Below are 15,505 nucleotides of genomic sequence, written 5' to 3'. Positions count from 1 at the left end.
TCAGGCGTGCAGCGCGAAGTCTTCGATGGTGAGCGTGATCGGCCGGCGCGGCGCGTTGCGGTAGCGCGCTATGGCGGCAGGCTCGATCGCGTGGAAGTGCTTGCGGCAGGCCTCCAGCAAACGCTCGCCTATTTCGCGCGCGCCGAATCCGTCGTGCAGCGTTTCTTCGGAGATCTGCGCGAGGACGCGTGGGCCGCCAGGGCCTTCGGGATAGAAGGCGAAGCGCACGCTCGCCGTGTCGAAGCAGTAGATGCCTTCGAAATTCATCTGTCTTGTCTCCTTTATTTCGGCGCAGATTGAGCGCGCGGCGAAGGCCGAAGAAGAGTGGAAATTCGCGCATGCGCATGCAGGAAATCTCCTACAGCAAGGGCGGCCTGCGCTTGCAGGCGGACGCGGCTTCGGCCGTGGCTTTCGGGCGCGGATGCGGCGAAGATCGGGCTCCCGCTCCTGCACCTTCCCTCCGCCTGGAACATCCGCCTCGATGACTGCACAGAAGATTCCGAGCCCCCTGCTCCTCCATCGCCGCGCCGCGGCCTTCACCCTGGCCGCCGGCGCCCTGCTGCTGGGGGCCTGCACCGGCCCCACCGAGGCTCAGCGCCAAGCCACCGCCAGCACCCCGCCGCCCACCGATTGCACAGCCTGGGTCGGCACCGACCGCAACGCCATGATGGGCGGCTACCTGCTGGGGCAAGGCCCCAAGGGGACCGGCGCCAAGGAATGCGTGCCGGTGCTCATGACGGCCAACCGCCCGCCGCCCGACTACGCGGGCGGCGACTACTACATCAGCGAATTCACCGACGAAAAGCTCAAGGCCCGCTGGCGCGCCTGCAAGGAAGACCCCGCGTGCTTCAAGCGCATCGACGCACAGATGCAGCGCTGGCTGCCGCCCAACAAGGAGCGCGCCACGCGCTCGACCGGCGTGGTCGACCCGTCGGGCAAGATCGATCCGGATGGCAATGTCGACCTGAAGCAGATCCGCCGGCCCGCCTTCTTTGCCAAGGCGCCGTACCGCGAAGGCATTGCAGAGGCCGACGCACGCACCTGGATCGTGGAGTTCACCGCGCCGCGAGACGCCTTCGAGCGCATCGACCTGAAGATGACCGGCGACATCAAGCTGCGCGGCTGGTACATCGAGGGCGCCGGAATCGACGACGGCAAGGGCAAGAAGGTGCGCGCACTGGCCATCATGGCGCCGGGCGGCGGCGGCCAGCTCACGGCCATCCAGCATCCGGACGAGGTGGCCTACCGCATCGACGAGAAGACCGGCAAGGCCGTTCCGATCAACTTTCCCAACGCGACCACCGAGACCATGGGCCAGCGCTGGTGGCGCGAGAACCTCCATGCGCTCAACCAGGCCGGCTTCGACGTACTGGCCTACGACCGGCGCGGCGAGGGTCTGTCGGGCGGCTTCAGCGACACCAACACGCTGGAGCAAGGCGAGGACGTTTTCCGCGCGCTGGCGGCGCTGGAAGGCGGACGCGGCCTGCGGCTGCTGGCGCCCTCGGGCGAGCTGTTCGAGGGCGAGACCGCACGCGGCCGGCTGCTGGCGGGCATGAAGGCCAACGAGATCCCGCTGGTGCTCGGCGGCTACTCGCGCGGCTCGATGTCGACCGCCTGGGCCATGACCAAGAACTACGTGGCCGAATGCACCTTCGACATGCCCCAGCCCAGCTGCACGCCGCCCAAGGGGCTGAAGAACATCCACGGCACCATCCTGCTGTCGTCGTTTGCCAGCGGCGCGGGCTACGTGGGCGACTCGCCCGACCTGGCCGACCGCAACCTGTTCCTGGGCGGCATGGCGGCGGACCATCACATCGTCTTCTATCCGAACTCGTCCACCCTGGCGGGCATGGACCGCTGGCCGGCCGCGTTCTTCGGCAAGGGCCTGTGGGACCGCGCCGAGACGCTCGAGGGCACCGTGGCCGCCTACAACCGCATCCGCGGGCTGAAGGAGATCGTGCTGGCGCGCGGGCCGCACTCCATCGAGACCTGGCCCGCGTCCGACCGCGACTATCTGCGCGAGCGCATGGTGCTGTTCGCGAAGGCGGTGATCGTCGGCGGACGCACCATTCCGGGCGCGCGGCCATGGAAGGATTTCAAGTCGCTGGTGGCGACCACGCCCGACTCTTGGGAGCCGTCGTCGCGGCCGAAGGGGCCGGCGCAGGCCGCGAAGGCACCCTGATCCCGCTGCGGCAAGAAGCCCTCGGCTAGTTCCTGCGAGGGTCGTAAGGCCGGCGGTCGTGCCGGTCAGGCACGCCATCGCCGTCGCTGTCTCGGTTGCGCTCGTAGCGGTCGGGGATGCCGTTGTGGTCGCGGTCGCGGTCGCGCCGGTGGTGGTCGTGGCCGCAGCCTGCCATCAGGGTGGCGGCGGCAATCAGGATGAGGATGTTTTTCAAGGGGCGAACTTCTTCGTGCTGTAGGTGCAGCGCAGTGTGCGCAGCCCGCCTGAAGAAACCCTAAACGCCCCCTGAAGCCTTTGTGAAGGCGCGGCACCCCGCATGCGGCGGCTCAGAAAAAAGAACCCGGCACCGTGGCCGGGTCCAAGCCTCGTTGCTGTCACGCAGCGAAGCCCTCGCAAAGGGAGGTATACGAGGGACGGTAGTACATCCGTCAAGCTTCAAGTTATAGAAGGTCCGCGCGGCGGATTCAAAGGGAATGCCGCCTCCTCGGGACAGACAAGACCTACGACGACTGCCGCATGCACGCACAGCCATGTCGGCCCCGGACGACATGGCTGTGCGCCCTGCGTCCTCAAAAGCGCCGCGCATGCTCCCTTACGGTGTCGCGATGCGCAATCGACCCAGTTCCCCGAGCCCCCACGCCCCTCCCTCGCACACCCCGCACCGCTGGCAGTTCATCCGCACAGGCGGCGCCGACCAGGTGATCTTTCGCACCGGCGAGGACATCGCCCGCATCGCGGAACTCGACCAGAAGCTCTGGGTGGCGCTCGCCTGTCCGACGCGCGGCATCGACTTCGACGCGCGCACCCTCGACCTGATCGACACCGACCACGATGGCCGCGTGCGCCCGCCGGAGGTGGTAGCGGCCTGCGAATGGGTCTGCGCGCGCCTGCGCAACCCCGACGTGCTGCTGCAAGGCAGCGACGTGCTGAAGCTGGGTGACCTGGACGACGACAACCCCGCCGGCGCGCGGCTGCTCGAAGAGGCGCGCCGCCTGCTGCAGATCCAGGGCAGGCCCGATGCCGACACGCTCACCCTCGCCGACATTGCCGACCGGGGCGAACTGCTGGCCGCCATGCGCTTCAACGGCGACGGCGTGGTCACGCCCGACACGGCACAGGACGAGGCCGTGCGCGCCACCATCGCCGAAGTCATCCGGCTGCACGGCAGCGTGCCCGACCGCCACAAGCAGACACCCGGCGTCGACCGTGCCCGCGCCGAGGCTTTCTTTGCCGAGGTGCAGACCGCACGAGACTGGCATGCGCAGGCCGACGCCGGCAATGCAGAACTGATGCCGCTGGGCGAGCCCACGCTGGCCGCGGCCGAGGCGGCGCTCAAGGTGCAGGCCAAGCTGGACGACTTCTTCGCGCGCTGCCGCGTGGCCGCTTTCGACGCGCAGGCCGTGGCCGCGCTCAACCCTTCCGCCAAGGCCTACGACGCGCTCGCCGCGAACAGCCTCGACCTGCATGCGGAGCCCATCGCCGAACTGCCGCTGGCCCCGGTCACGCCGCGCTGCGTGCTGCCGTTGAGCGGCACTGCACTCAACCCCGCGTGGGCCGATGCCGTGGCCGCCTTTGCCGCGCGCAGCGTGGTGCCCTTGCTCGGCCCGCGCGAAGAACTTGCGGAGACCGACTGGCTCGCGATCCGCCGGAAGCTCGCGCCGCTGCAGGCCCTGATGGCCAGGCGCCCCGACAACTGGGCCGCCGCGCTCCCGCTCGACAAGCTCGACGCGCTGCTGCAGACGCGCGATGCGCTGCTGGCGCTGATCCGCGACGACGAAGCCGCCGAGGAACACAACGCGCTGCTGGTCGACCTGGAGAAACTGATCCGCCTGCAGCGCGACCTGGTGGTGCTGCTCGACAACTTCGTGTCGTTCAAGGCCTTCTACCGGCGCGAGGGCGCGATCTTCCAGGCCGGCACGCTGTTCCTCGACGGCCGCAGCTGCGAGCTGACGGTGCAGGTGCAGGACACGGCCAGGCACGCGGTGCTCGCGGGGCTGGCGAAGACCTGCCTGGCCTACTGCGATTGCACGCGGCAGGGCGCGAAAATGAGCATTGCCGCTGCCTTTACGGCGGGCGACGTCGACTTCCTGTTCGTGGGGCGCAATGGCGTGTTCTACGACCGCCAGGGCCGGGACTGGGACGCCACCATCACCAAGCTCATCGAGAACCCGACGAGCGTGGCGCAGGCCTTCTTTGCGCCGTACAAGAAGTTCGTGCGCGTGATCGAGGAACAGGTGGCCAAGCGCGCCGCCGCGCAGGACGCCGCCGGCCAGGGCAGCCTGACGAGCTTCGCGACCAGGCTCACCACCGCCGACCAAGCCGCGAACGCGGCCAAGGCACCGGCCGCGGCGCCCCGCCCTGCCGGCCGGGTCGACGTGGGCACTGTGGCGGCCATTGGCGTCGCGCTGGGGAGCATCAGCGCGGTGCTGGTGGCCATCTTCGGCAAGTTCATCGACCTGGGGCAGTGGATACCGGTGGCCCTGCTGGGCATCGTGCTCGCCATCTCGGGGCCGAGCATGCTGATCGCGTGGCTCAAGCTGCGCCAGCGCAGCCTGGGGCCGATCCTCGACGCCAGCGGCTGGGCCATCAACGGGCGCATGAAGGTGAATGTGCGGCTGGGCGGCATGCTCTCGCAGACCGCGCGGGTGCCGCCGGGCGCAAGGCGCATCGTGCGCGACCCGTACCGCGACCGCCACGGCGCGACGGGCGTGGCCGCGCTGGCGGTGCTGGTGCTCGCTGTGACGCTGCTGGCCTGGCGCATGAACTGGCTGGACGACCGCCTGCCGGCGGCGCTGCAGCATTCGCCGACCGCGCAGGCCACGGCGCGCCCAGGGGCTGCCTGAGCCCCCGCCCAAGCGCTTGAAAAGCTCTTTCGCGCCGCCATTTCTCCTGGATTCCCGGAGATCCTGGCGACTGAAAGAGGTGCTCGCATGGGCGCACGCGAAGACGAATTCCTGCTCGATTCCTACTCGGCCACCGTCACAAGGGTGGCGCATACGGCCAGCGCGGCGGTCGCGCACATCAAGGTGCGAAAGCAGCCGCAGCGCGGCAACGCGGGCGGCCAGGGCAGCGGCTCCGGCTTTCTCTTCACGCCGGACGGCTTCACCATCACCAACGCCCATGTGGTCGAAGGCGCGAGCGAGCTGCGCGCGGCCTTCGCGGACGGCACCGAGGGCGTGGCGCGCCTGGTCGGCATCGACGCCTCGACCGACGTGGCGGTGCTGCGCATCGAGTCGCACCCCAGCGCCTTCCTGCCGCTGGGCAGCTCGGCGGCGCTGCAGCCCGGCCAGCTGGCGGTGGCGGTCGGCAACCCGCTCGGCTTCGACTTCACCGTGACCGCCGGCATCGTGAGCGCGCTGGGCCGCAGCCTGCCCTCGCGCGGCGGCCGGATGATCGAGGACGTGATCCAGACCGACGTGGCGCTCAACCCGGGCAACTCGGGCGGCCCGCTGCTGGACAGCGCCGCGCAGGTCATCGGCGTGAACACGGCGGTGATTCCATCGGCCCAGGGCCTGAGCTTCGCGGTGGCCATCGACACCGCGCGCTGGGTGGCCGGGGAGCTGATGCGCCACGGCGCGGTGCGGCGCGGAAAACTGGGCGTGCAGTGCGCCGCGATGGCCCTGCCCAGGCGCTGGGTGCGCGAGAACGAATGGCCCGTCGCCACCGGCGTGCGCGTGGTCGAGGTGGTGGCCGGCTCGGCGGCGGCGCGCGACGGGCTGCGCAGCGGCGACATCCTGATCGGCTGCGACGGTACGCCGCTCGCGCAGCTGTCGGACTTGCTGAAACGGCTGGCCGGCGAAGGCTACGGGCGGCCGTTGCTGCTGAAGCTGCTGCGGCCGGTGGCGGGCACGCTGACGACGCTTTACCTGACGGTGACGCCCGGGGGTTGATGCCTGCCGGAAAATCGGGGGAATGTCGAAAGCCCGGCCGGACGGACAATCGGCACCTAGCCAGGAGAAAACCTTGACCACTGTCACCATCACCCCCAACGTCCACGCCCGCAACGACGGCCCCTTCGTCCTGTTCGGCGGCGTCAACGTCCTCGAGTCCAAAGACCTGGCCCTGCGCAGCGCCGAAGAGTACGTGCGCGTCACCGGCAAGCTGGGCATTCCCTATGTCTTCAAGGGCAGCTTCGACAAGGCCAACCGCTCGTCGATCCACTCCTACCGCGGCCCCGGCCTCGACGAGGGCCTGAAGATCCTCCAGGCCGTGAAAGACGCGTTCGGCGTCCCGGTGATCACCGACGTGCACGAGGTCGCGCAGGCCGCACCGGTGGCCGAGGTGGTCGACGTGCTGCAGCTGCCCGCGTTCCTCGCGCGCCAGACCGACCTGGTGGTGGCGCTTGCAAAGACCGGCCGGGCCATCAACATCAAGAAGCCGCAGTTCCTGAGCCCGCCGCAGATGCTCAACATCGTCGAGAAGTTCAAGGAAGCCGGCAACGACAGGCTCATCCTGTGCGACCGCGGCACCTGCTTCGGCTACGACAACCTGGTGGTGGACATGCTGGGCTTCGGCGTCATGAAGAAGGTCACGCAGAACCTGCCCATCATCTTCGACGTGACCCATGCGCTGCAGCAGCGCGAAGCCGGCGCCGCAGCGTCGGGCGGCCGCCGCGAGCAGGTGGCCGACCTGGCCCGCGCCGGCATGGCCGTGGGGCTGGCCGGCCTCTTCCTCGAAGCCCATCCCGACCCGGCGCAAGCCAAGTGCGACGGCCCCAGCGCATTGCCGCTGGACAAGCTGGAACCGTTCCTGACGCAGATCAAGGCGCTGGACGACCTGGTCAAGTCGTTCGCGCCGCTGAATATCTGAAGACGCCTCCGCTCAGGCGATCATCGATTCCAGGTCGGCGGCCAGCACGCGCGGCGCCGGCATCCCCTGGACGATGTCCTCGGTGATGCCGACGGCCATCGCGGACTGGGCAGGCCAGAAAGCACCGAAGTTGCCCAGGTCCATGCCCTGGCGCTCCAGCGCCACGCGCCACACGGCCATGTGAAGAATGCCGCCGAGCGCGTCGGGGCGCTCCGCCTTGGCCTGGGTCACGAAGCTGGAAAGCGCGTCGACCAGCTCGGGCGCGAACTCCCAGCGCCGCGCCAGCGAGGCGCTCACGTCGCCGTAGTGGTAGCCGAATTCGACCAGTTCGAGCTGCGCACGCCCCAATGCGTCGAACGGGTGGACCTCGTTCAACGCGGCCATGCGCTCGGGCATGGCCTGCGCCATGATGAGATGGCCGATGGCATGCATGCTGCCCGCGGTGAAGGCCAGGTTGGGATCGACGCGCCGGGTCTTTGAAGCGAGATACCGGGAGACCGAAGCAACGCGCAGGCTGTGGGCCCAGAACTCCGGCAGATTGACGCCCTCCACCTTCCTGAAGGAGCCGGACAGGCCTGAACTCACCACGAACGACCGGATGGCCGAGAGCCCGAGCATCAGGATCGCGCCCTGGATGGAAGAGATCTTGCGCGGCAGCCCGAAGAACGGCGAATTGACCATCTGCAGCACCTTGGCCGCGAGCACCTGGTCGAGCTCGATGCGATGCGCGATGGCCGCGAAGGGCACGTCGTCGTCGCGCAGCATCTCTATGAGGTCGGACACCACCCTGGGGACGGTAGGGAGCGACTCGTCATTGGCGAACAGTTCGTCGAGTGTCATGGCGCTTGGGCGGTGTTGCCTCGGTGTATGTATGCAAAAGATTTTGCTCCAGTACCCCGCCTGCTCAACGCCGAATCGGTGCGAATCTGTAATTTCTACGGATTCCGGTAGGCCACCGGCCAAGCGCCTCCCATCACACGTTGCTGGTCGCGCGCACTTCCTCGATGGTGGTTTGCCCGGCCAGCACCTTGTCGATGCCGTCCTGCCGCAGCGTGCGCATGCCCTCCTGCAGCGCCGCCTGCTGGAGCTCTTCGGCGCGCGCGCCGGTCTGCACCAGGCGGCGCAGCGTCTTCGACATCACCATCAGTTCGTGGATGCCCACGCGCCCCTTGAAGCCCGTGCCCGCGCAGTGCTTGCAGCCGACGCTGGCATAGGTGTGCAGCCGCCCCTCGCGACCGTAGCGGCGCAGCCAGTCGTCGCGCACCGCATTGCGCTGCCGGCCCGCGTCGTCTTCGCGCGTGCCGAAAGCATGCATGTAGTCGTCGAGCAGTTCCTCCACGGTCTCCGCACTCGCCGGGCTGCTGCCGATGCAGCGGGTGCACAGGCGCCGCACCAGCCGCTGCGCCAGCACCGCAAGCAGCGAGTCCGCGAAATTGAACGGGTCCATGCCCATGTCGAGCAGCCGCGTCACGGTCTCGGGCGCGCTGTTGGTGTGCAGGGTCGACAGCACGAGGTGGCCGGTCAGCGAGGCCTCGACCGCGGTCTTGGCGGTCTCCCCGTCGCGGATCTCGCCGACCATGATGACGTCCGGGTCCGCGCGCACGAAGGCGCGCAGCGCCTTGGCGAAGGTCCAGTCGATGCGGGGATTGATCTGCACCTGGCGCAGGCCGCTCTGGGTGATTTCGACCGGGTCCTCGGCGGTCCAGATCTTTCGCTCCGGCGTGTTGATGTGCATCAGCGCCGAGTGCAGCGTCGTGGTCTTGCCCGAGCCGGTGGGGCCGACGCAAAGCACCATGCCGTAGGGCCGCTCGACGGCCTTGGTCAGCTGCGCGAGGTTGTTCGGCGACAGGCCCAGCTCGCTCATCGGAATCGGCTTGGCCGATGCCAGGATACGCATCACCACGTCTTCCAGGCCGTTGTTAGTCGGGATGGTCGCCACGCGCAGCTCGATGCGGTGCTGCGGTGAATATTTGGCGAAGTTGATCTTGCCGTCCTGCGGGTTGCGCTTCTCGCTGATGTCGAGGTCGCACATGATCTTCACGCGCGCGACGATCGCGTTGCGGTAGCTCGGCGGCAGTTCCAGGTAGGTGTAGAGCTGCCCGTCGCGGCGAAACCGGATGCGGGTCTTTTCCTGGCCGGGGTAGCTTTCGATGTGGATGTCGGAGGCGCCTTCGCGGTGCGCCTCCAGGATCATGCTGTTGATCATGCGCACCAGCGAATTGTCCGACTGCTCGATGGGCGCCTCGGCCGCGGGCGCCGCGGGGCCTTCTTTCTCGAGCGTCTGCAGCAGCTCGCTGGTGCCGGCCAGGTCGAACTCCAGCGGGCGCCCCGGGTCCGTGCTGATGGCGAAGGGGTTGGCGGAGGTCTCGCCGATCTTTTCGTAGGCTGCGTTCAGCACGCTGTCGAGGTCCAGGCACTGACCCACCACGGGGGTGACCTTGATCTGCGCGATGAACTCGATCTCGTCGAGCGCCGAGTGCCGGCTGCTCGGGTCGTCGAGCGCGACCACGAGCCGACCGTCGTGCAGCATGAGCGGCATGACCTGCAGGCGCCGCGCCACGCCGTGCGCAATCTTGCGCAGCGCTTCGGTCGAAGCCGGAAACAGATGCAGGTTCACCAGCGGATAACCCATCTTGCGCACCAGCGCGATCTGCAACTGGCCGCGACTCACCACGCCCATGCGCACCAGCATCTCTCCCAGCGGCACGTCGGGCTCGCGCTGCTGCCGGGCCAGGCCGGCGCGCAGCTGCTCGTCGCTGACCATGCCCAGCGAGACCAGCGCTTCGCCGATGCGCGCTATGGGCGCATGGCTCTGGATTTCGAGTGCGCGCAGCAATTGCTCCGGCAAGACGACTTCATTGGATGACATGAGTGGACCTCCTGATTATTCGAATTGCGTAGCATCGTAGAGCGCAAATGCATGCGCGTGTCAGCAATGCAGGCTCTTGAGTACGCAAGTTCTCAACACTGTGGAACAGACGAAACTCGGACCTTGCACTCTCTCTCGGAGCACACAACTTGTCATCCAAAGTCTCCCGCATCGCGCTCTCGGCTTCGGCCGCGGCCATCGGCAGCATCGCGGCGTACTGGACCCTGCTGGCCACGCGCCAGGGCCAGATCCTCTTCAATGCCCGCAAGCTGCCGGTCGTCCATCTGTCGGACGACTTCTCCACCTACTCGCACACGGTGCCCGGCGGCATGGTCCGGGGCTACGTCTACCACCCGCAGGGCGAAGCCGCGCTGCAAGACCTGTTCGTCTATTTCGCCGGCCGGGGCGAAGACGTGCGCGCCACCGCGCAGATGCTGCACTGGCTGCCGGAAGGCTTCGGTTTCGCGGCGCTCAACTACCGCGGGGTGGCCGACTCGCAAGGGCATCCGTCGGAAACGGCGTCGGTGGAAGACGCCAGCCAGTTCGCCAGGCACCTGCGCCGCGCCTACCCGCAGGCCCGCCTGCACGTGGTCGGCCGCAGCCTGGGCACGGGCGTGGCCATTCAGCTCGTGGCGCGGCAGGACTTCGCGAGCCTGCAACTGGTGACGCCCTACGACTCCATGCTGGAAGTCGCCAAGCGCCGCTTTCCGCTCGTGCCGCTGTCATTGCTGCTGCGCCACCAGTTCAACTCGCTCGAACATTGCAAGGAAGTGGCCGCCAAGACCCAGGTGCTGCTGGCCGCGCAGGACGACGTGGTGCTGCCCGAGCGCTCGCAGAAGCTCATTGCGGCCTGGCCCACGCCCATCAGCGTGGAGACGGTGCCGGACTCCGACCACCACAACATCATGGGCCTGGAGGCGACCTGGCTCCATCTCATCGACTTTGCGCTGACGGCCGTGCTGCCGGAGTCGAAAACCGCCTGAATCGCATTGCCGGGCCCATCGTTTACCTAAAGTTTGCAATTGGACTGCCGATAACCGGAAGTGGAGCGCGGCGACCGCCGCCCTTCTGCCCTTTCAAGGCTGCCCGCCACGACCAGCGGGGCGGCCTTTCCATTTCCCGAGTATTGGAGTCCGACCATGTTCCTGAGCAACATCTCAATAGGCAAACGCCTGGCCATCGTGCTGGGCCTCATCCTGGCGCTCTTTCTCGCCACCAGCGTGGCCGCGATATTCAAGCTTCGCCAGTTGAGCGTCGAGATCGACACGATGATCGAGGACAACGTCAAGACCGAGCGCGCGGGGGCCGACTGGCTGCGCCACACCACGGCGGGCGTCCAGCGCGCGGCCGCCATCGCCAAGAGCAGCGACTCCAGCCTGATCGACTACTTCGCCCCTGCCACGGCCGCCTCGATCAAGGACACCAACGAGCTGCAGAAATTCGTCGAGAGCAAACTGGTCAAGCCCGAGGAAAAGCAGCTGCTCGACAAGGTCGCCGCCCTGCGCAAGAGCTACCTCGCATCGCGCGAGGCGGTGAGCAAGGCGAAGATCAGCGGTGACCTCGAAGGCGCCAACCGCCTCTTCGACTCGCAGTTCCAGCCCACGTCGGTCAGCTACATCGAAGGCGTGCAACAGGTCGTGAACCAGCAGCGCGAACAGCTGGACGCCGCCGCGGCGCGCGCCAACGACCTGCGCGCACAGACCAGCACGCTGCTCGTCGTGTGTTCCACGGTGAGCCTGGTACTGGGCGCGCTGCTGGCCTGGTTCCTGGCGCGCAGCATCACCCGCCCGCTGCACAACGCCGAGGCCATCGCCCAGTCGATCGCCGCCATGGACCTCACCGGCAAGCCCCAGCAGAGCTATGCCAACGACGAAACCGGCCACCTGCTGCGCGCCCTCGACCTGATGCGCGACGCCCTGCAAGGCTCGCTGACGCAGGTGCACGGCGTGGTGATGAACGTGTCGACCGCCAGCACGCAGATCGCCAGCGGCAACCGGGACCTGTCATCGCGCACCGAGGAACAGGCAAGCTCGCTGGAAGAAACCGCCGCGTCGATCGAGGAGCTGACCTCGACCGTGAAGCAGAACGCCGACAACGCGCGCCAGGCCAACCAGCTGGCCACCTCCGCATCGGAAGTGGCCGTGCGGGGCGGCAGCGTCGTGTTCCAGGTCGTGGAGACCATGGGCTCGATCAATGCGTCGTCGAAGAAGATCGTCGACATCATCAGCGTGATCGACGGCATCGCGTTCCAGACCAACATACTGGCGCTGAACGCGGCGGTGGAGGCGGCCCGCGCGGGCGACCAGGGACGCGGCTTCGCGGTGGTGGCCTCAGAGGTTCGCAACCTCGCACAACGCTCGGCGGCGGCGGCCAAGGAAATCAAGACGCTGATCGGCAACTCGGTCGAGAAGGTCGAGGAAGGCAGCCGCCAGGTGGCCGACGCCGGCCGTACCATGGACGAGATCGTCGGCAGCGTGAAGCGCGTGACGGACATCATGGGCGAGATCAGCGCGGCGAGCCAGGAACAGACCTCGGGCATCGAGCAGATCAACCAGGCCATCACGCAGATGGACCAGGTCACGCAGCAGAACGCGGCGCTGGTCGAGCAAGCCTCGGCGGCGGCGCAATCGCTGCAGGAACAGGCGGGGAGCCTCGCGGAGATCGTCGGCCGGTTCAGGCTGGAAGGCGGTCATGGCGCGCCTGCGGCGGACAAGGGCCTTCGCGCCATCGCAGGCGAGAAGAAAGCATCGCGCGGGCTGGCGATGCCGGAGCTGGGGTTCCAGTAAGGCCCTGCTTCGGGGCCGGTCAGGGCCCCGTCGTCAGTTCCATGGGAACGAAGCGGACGCCGTTTCGCTCCTGCTGCGGTCCGGTCGGCCGAAAGCCCAGCCGCTCGTAGACGGGAACGGCATGCACCGACGAGTTGACGGTGAACACGCCGCCTCCGGCAGCCGGCTCCCCGCACCGCGCATCCGCGCTGGCCCGCTCCCAGAGGGCCCGCGCAACGCCCCGGCCGTGCGCTTCACTCGCGACGAACAGGTGATACACCTTCCGGCCATCCTTCAGCGCGCAGACACCGACCAGCGCATCGCCCTGCGTCGCGGCGTAATAGCGGCAAGACGCGTCGGCCAGCAGCGCCTCGATGGCTGGCGGCTCGAAGGTCGCGAGAAATGCCTGCGCGGCCTCTCGGCTTTCGTCCGGCACGAAATAGTGGGCAAGGCTTTTGATCAGGCTGCTGATCTTGGCAGCCTGCTCGGGCCGGGCGGGTGCAATGCACAGGGGATTCATCAAGATGACGTGGGCTTTCGTCGCAGTGTCACGCGACGCGACGAGCATCCGCCCGCCTGGGTCTGGTTATAAACCACGACCACCCACCCGATTTCAACGAAAGCGGAGCCTTCGAAATGAGCACTCTTGAAGCGATCAGCCCCTTCCAGATCGTCCAGGGCGACAGGAGCACATCGGTCATCCTCAACGTCGGCGACTACCGCGCCGACATCTTCGCGGAGCGCGCGGAAGACGGCTTCGAAGGCAACGGCTACGACTGGGGTTCGCTGGCCACGGTTTTCCTCGAGGAAAAGATGCCCGAGCTGATAGACATCGTGCGCCTGGACCCCGAAGGCAGCATGTTCTGCGCCTATTCCAGCGACAAGCAGGCGCTCGAGACATTCGCCCTCGCCTTCCACGCCATGTGCGAGAACAAGGAACAGATGCGCGACCTGTTCTCGCGCGCCGAGCTCGACTGAAACGAGCTGCCGGCCTCGTCCCGTCAGAATGGCGGGATGCAGATACGCCAGATCTCCGAATCCGAACTCCCGGCGTTGATGGCGCTCTACCGCCATCTTCACGAATCCGACGACCCGCTCCCCGACGAAGCGCATGTGGCCGCCGTCTGGCGCGAGCTTCTCGGTAACCCGCGCTACCGCTACTTCGGCGGCTACGTCGGCGATCACCTGGTCTGCAGCTGCACCATCACCGTCATCCCGAATCTCACGCGGGGCTGCAGGCCTTATGGCGTCATCGAGAACGTGGTGACGCATGCCGACCACCGGAAGAAAGGCCATGCGAAGGCTGTGCTGCACGAGGCGCTCGCCTTCGCATGGGCGCAGCGCTGCTACAAGGTCATGCTGATGACCGGCCGCAAGGACGAGGCGACGCTCAGGTTCTATGAGGGCGCGGGCTTCGACCGCCACGGCAAGCAGGCCTTCGTGGCCAAGCCGCACGCCGCGTAGCTGGGCTCAGCGAAAGTCCGCGGACCCCGCCACCACCTTGCCGATTTCCTCCATCAGGGCACGCGCGCCCGGTGACGGAAAGGCGCCCAGGCGCTGCGTCAGCCCGATCTCGCGGCGCGTCTCCTCGAGTGGAAAGTCCAGCACCACCAGGCTCCCGTCGCGGATCTCGTAGCGAAGCTGGTGCGGCGAGATCGCGGTCAGCATGTCGCTCTCCAGCAGCAGCCCGCGCAGCACCGCGAGGTCGCCCGTCTCTACCGCCGGCAACGGCGGCGCCTGCCGCGCATTCGAGAAGAAGCGCTCCAGCAGCTCGCGCGACGGCGAGCCCTGCCGCGAGAGAGTCCATCGCGCCTCGCGCAGCATCCTGAAATCGATGCGCTCTGCGCGTGCAAGCGGATGTCCGGCGCGAGCGATCACCGAGATGCGGTCTTCGAACAGCGGCTGCTGCTGCAGGTCTTTCACTTCGACGGTGTTGTGGCGCAGCGCGCCGAGGATGAAGTCGATGTCGCCGCTGCGCAGCGACGCCGCCAGCGCGTCGTAGGGGCTCTCGACCGTTGAAACATGCAGCTGTGGGTGCCGCGCCAGCAGGGAAGCAATCGCCAGCGGCAGGATCTGCGTGCGCCCGAGCGGCAGTGCCCCCACGGTCACGCTGCCCTGCAGGCTGCCTTCGCTGGCCGCGATGTCCGGCCCGATGTGCCGCAGCTCCGACAGCACGCGCTTGAAATAGAAGGCGACGATCTCGCCGGCCGGCGTCGGCGACAGCCCCCGCGCCGTTCGCGTGAAGAGCGCCACGCCCAGCCCGCTCTCCAGGTCCTTGAGCGCGCTGCTGATGGCCGGCTGCGTGATGCCGAACTCGCGCGCGACGGCGGGCATGTTGCGCTTCTGCGCAAGGCTGGCGACCACGGCGAGGCGGCGGCCGTTCAGGATCGAGGTGAAGAGCGAATGGACGTCCGCGCCGGCGTTCATTCCGCCGCGCGCCACGAGCTGCGTGCGCGCCTCCTCGAATTCGCGCTCGATGCGCAGCGCGCGCACCAGCACCAGTTCTCCGTAGGCGTTGAGCGCCATGCCCCGCGCGCGCCGGTCGAACAGCGGACGGCCGAGCGCGGCTTCCAGGTCCAGCACCGATCGCGTCACCGCCGACGCCACCCGGTACAGCGCTTCTGCAGCCGCCGCGACGCTCCCCGCCGCCGCTACGGCGGAGAACGCACGCAGGTGCCGCAGGTTGATGCCGAGCGCCACGCTGTCGGCGTGCCCGATAACTTTGTGATGTGCGGTTTGTGTATCCAAGGGATGTTGCTCGCCTTTGGATCATGCCTTTTCCGCGCCGAGGGTTAACCCTTGTCGATAAAAAAGAATGATGGCAGCGCAACGCTAACTCACGCCACGCGGCGACGCGGCCGCGCAGACTTCTCCCATGCT

Annotated in this window: 14 protein-coding genes; 8 read left to right on the top strand and 6 right to left on the bottom strand. The window is 67.8% G+C overall.

What is annotated here, in order from left to right:
• The gene (locus ACWV14_RS13410) at nucleotides 1-267 is read right to left on the bottom strand and encodes a hypothetical protein (RefSeq protein ID WP_422086109.1); all 267 of its coding nucleotides are present in this window, start codon (nucleotides 265-267) and stop codon (nucleotides 1-3) included.
• Nucleotides 268-481: 214 nt separating this feature from the next.
• Between ACWV14_RS13410 and ACWV14_RS13405 the strand changes: the two genes are divergently transcribed.
• Complete coding sequence (locus ACWV14_RS13405) at nucleotides 482-2,182, top strand: alpha/beta fold hydrolase (protein ID WP_454909062.1); 1,701 nt, start codon at nucleotides 482-484, stop codon at nucleotides 2,180-2,182.
• 25 nt (nucleotides 2,183-2,207) lie between these two features.
• On the opposite strand, the gene ACWV14_RS13400 is transcribed toward ACWV14_RS13405, so the two are convergent.
• On the bottom strand, nucleotides 2,208-2,396 hold the full coding sequence (locus ACWV14_RS13400) for a hypothetical protein (protein WP_454909061.1): 189 nt from the start codon (nucleotides 2,394-2,396) through the stop codon (nucleotides 2,208-2,210).
• Nucleotides 2,397-2,787: 391 nt separating this feature from the next.
• Here ACWV14_RS13400 and ACWV14_RS13395 point away from each other — a divergent pair, with 391 nt between their 5' ends.
• From ACWV14_RS13395 to kdsA, 3 genes are all read left to right on the top strand, one after another.
• Nucleotides 2,788-5,025, top strand: coding sequence for a hypothetical protein (locus ACWV14_RS13395; RefSeq protein WP_454909060.1), 2,238 nt, complete (start codon nucleotides 2,788-2,790; stop codon nucleotides 5,023-5,025).
• 87 nt (nucleotides 5,026-5,112) lie between these two features.
• Nucleotides 5,113-6,072: a S1C family serine protease gene (locus ACWV14_RS13390; protein ID WP_454909059.1), complete on the top strand. Its 960-nt coding sequence runs from the start codon at nucleotides 5,113-5,115 to the stop codon at nucleotides 6,070-6,072.
• Nucleotides 6,073-6,145: 73 nt separating this feature from the next.
• A complete protein-coding gene (kdsA, locus tag ACWV14_RS13385; protein ID WP_422086104.1) occupies nucleotides 6,146-6,991 on the top strand; it encodes a 3-deoxy-8-phosphooctulonate synthase in 846 nt (281 codons plus the stop codon).
• 12 nt (nucleotides 6,992-7,003) lie between these two features.
• Here kdsA and ACWV14_RS13380 read toward each other — a convergent pair whose 3' ends face one another.
• Both ACWV14_RS13380 and ACWV14_RS13375 read right to left on the bottom strand, forming a co-directional pair.
• Nucleotides 7,004-7,831 (bottom strand): HDOD domain-containing protein, encoded by an 828-nt coding sequence (locus tag ACWV14_RS13380; RefSeq protein WP_454909058.1) that lies wholly within the window; start codon nucleotides 7,829-7,831, stop codon nucleotides 7,004-7,006.
• A gap of 133 nt (nucleotides 7,832-7,964) precedes the next feature.
• Nucleotides 7,965-9,860, bottom strand: a complete 1,896-nt coding sequence (locus tag ACWV14_RS13375; protein WP_454909057.1) for a GspE/PulE family protein — start codon at nucleotides 9,858-9,860, stop codon at nucleotides 7,965-7,967.
• Between the two features lie 149 nt (nucleotides 9,861-10,009).
• Between ACWV14_RS13375 and ACWV14_RS13370 the strand changes: the two genes are divergently transcribed.
• Nucleotides 10,010-10,843, top strand: coding sequence for an alpha/beta hydrolase (locus tag ACWV14_RS13370; RefSeq protein WP_422086101.1), 834 nt, complete (start codon nucleotides 10,010-10,012; stop codon nucleotides 10,841-10,843).
• 156 nt (nucleotides 10,844-10,999) lie between these two features.
• On the top strand, nucleotides 11,000-12,646 hold the full coding sequence (locus ACWV14_RS13365; protein ID WP_454909056.1) for a methyl-accepting chemotaxis protein: 1,647 nt from the start codon (nucleotides 11,000-11,002) through the stop codon (nucleotides 12,644-12,646).
• A gap of 19 nt (nucleotides 12,647-12,665) precedes the next feature.
• On the opposite strand, the gene ACWV14_RS13360 is transcribed toward ACWV14_RS13365, so the two are convergent.
• Nucleotides 12,666-13,193, bottom strand: coding sequence for a GNAT family N-acetyltransferase (locus tag ACWV14_RS13360; protein ID WP_454909055.1), 528 nt, complete (start codon nucleotides 13,191-13,193; stop codon nucleotides 12,666-12,668).
• 68 nt (nucleotides 13,194-13,261) lie between these two features.
• On the opposite strand from ACWV14_RS13360, the gene ACWV14_RS13355 reads away from it, so the two are divergent.
• The gene (locus tag ACWV14_RS13355) at nucleotides 13,262-13,603 is read left to right on the top strand and encodes an immunity 51 family protein (RefSeq protein ID WP_422086098.1); all 342 of its coding nucleotides are present in this window, start codon (nucleotides 13,262-13,264) and stop codon (nucleotides 13,601-13,603) included.
• A 36-nt stretch (nucleotides 13,604-13,639) separates the two neighbouring features.
• On the top strand, nucleotides 13,640-14,089 hold the full coding sequence (locus tag ACWV14_RS13350) for a GNAT family N-acetyltransferase (protein WP_454909054.1): 450 nt from the start codon (nucleotides 13,640-13,642) through the stop codon (nucleotides 14,087-14,089).
• A gap of 6 nt (nucleotides 14,090-14,095) precedes the next feature.
• Here ACWV14_RS13350 and ACWV14_RS13345 read toward each other — a convergent pair whose 3' ends face one another.
• Nucleotides 14,096-15,373 carry a LysR family transcriptional regulator gene (locus ACWV14_RS13345; RefSeq protein ID WP_454909053.1) on the bottom strand — a complete coding sequence of 426 codons (1,278 nt, stop codon included), beginning with the start codon at nucleotides 15,371-15,373 and terminating at the stop codon, nucleotides 14,096-14,098.
• Nucleotides 15,374-15,505 lie beyond the last annotated feature (132 nt).

The organism is Variovorax durovernensis (genome assembly GCF_977011995.1).
The sequence above is the reverse complement of the archived record's forward strand: the minus strand, read 5'-3'. Positions and strand labels throughout refer to the sequence as shown.

Bases quoted from the DNA above. Each gene is read 5' to 3' on its own strand.
- ACWV14_RS13390 (WP_454909059.1), top strand. From the start codon at position 5,113: ATGGGCGCACGCGAAGACGAATTCCTGCTCGATTCCTACTCGGCCACC.
- ACWV14_RS13410 (WP_422086109.1), bottom strand. From the start codon at position 267: ATGAATTTCGAAGGCATCTACTGCTTCGACACGGCGAGCGTGCGCTTC.
- ACWV14_RS13375 (WP_454909057.1), bottom strand. From the start codon at position 9,860: ATGTCATCCAATGAAGTCGTCTTGCCGGAGCAATTGCTGCGCGCACTC.
- ACWV14_RS13405 (WP_454909062.1), top strand. From the start codon at position 482: ATGACTGCACAGAAGATTCCGAGCCCCCTGCTCCTCCATCGCCGCGCC.
- ACWV14_RS13355 (WP_422086098.1), top strand. From the start codon at position 13,262: ATGAGCACTCTTGAAGCGATCAGCCCCTTCCAGATCGTCCAGGGCGAC.
- ACWV14_RS13380 (WP_454909058.1), bottom strand. From the start codon at position 7,831: ATGACACTCGACGAACTGTTCGCCAATGACGAGTCGCTCCCTACCGTC.
- ACWV14_RS13350 (WP_454909054.1), top strand. From the start codon at position 13,640: ATGCAGATACGCCAGATCTCCGAATCCGAACTCCCGGCGTTGATGGCG.
- ACWV14_RS13395 (WP_454909060.1), top strand. From the start codon at position 2,788: ATGCGCAATCGACCCAGTTCCCCGAGCCCCCACGCCCCTCCCTCGCAC.
- ACWV14_RS13360 (WP_454909055.1), bottom strand. From the start codon at position 13,193: ATGCTCGTCGCGTCGCGTGACACTGCGACGAAAGCCCACGTCATCTTG.
- ACWV14_RS13365 (WP_454909056.1), top strand. From the start codon at position 11,000: ATGTTCCTGAGCAACATCTCAATAGGCAAACGCCTGGCCATCGTGCTG.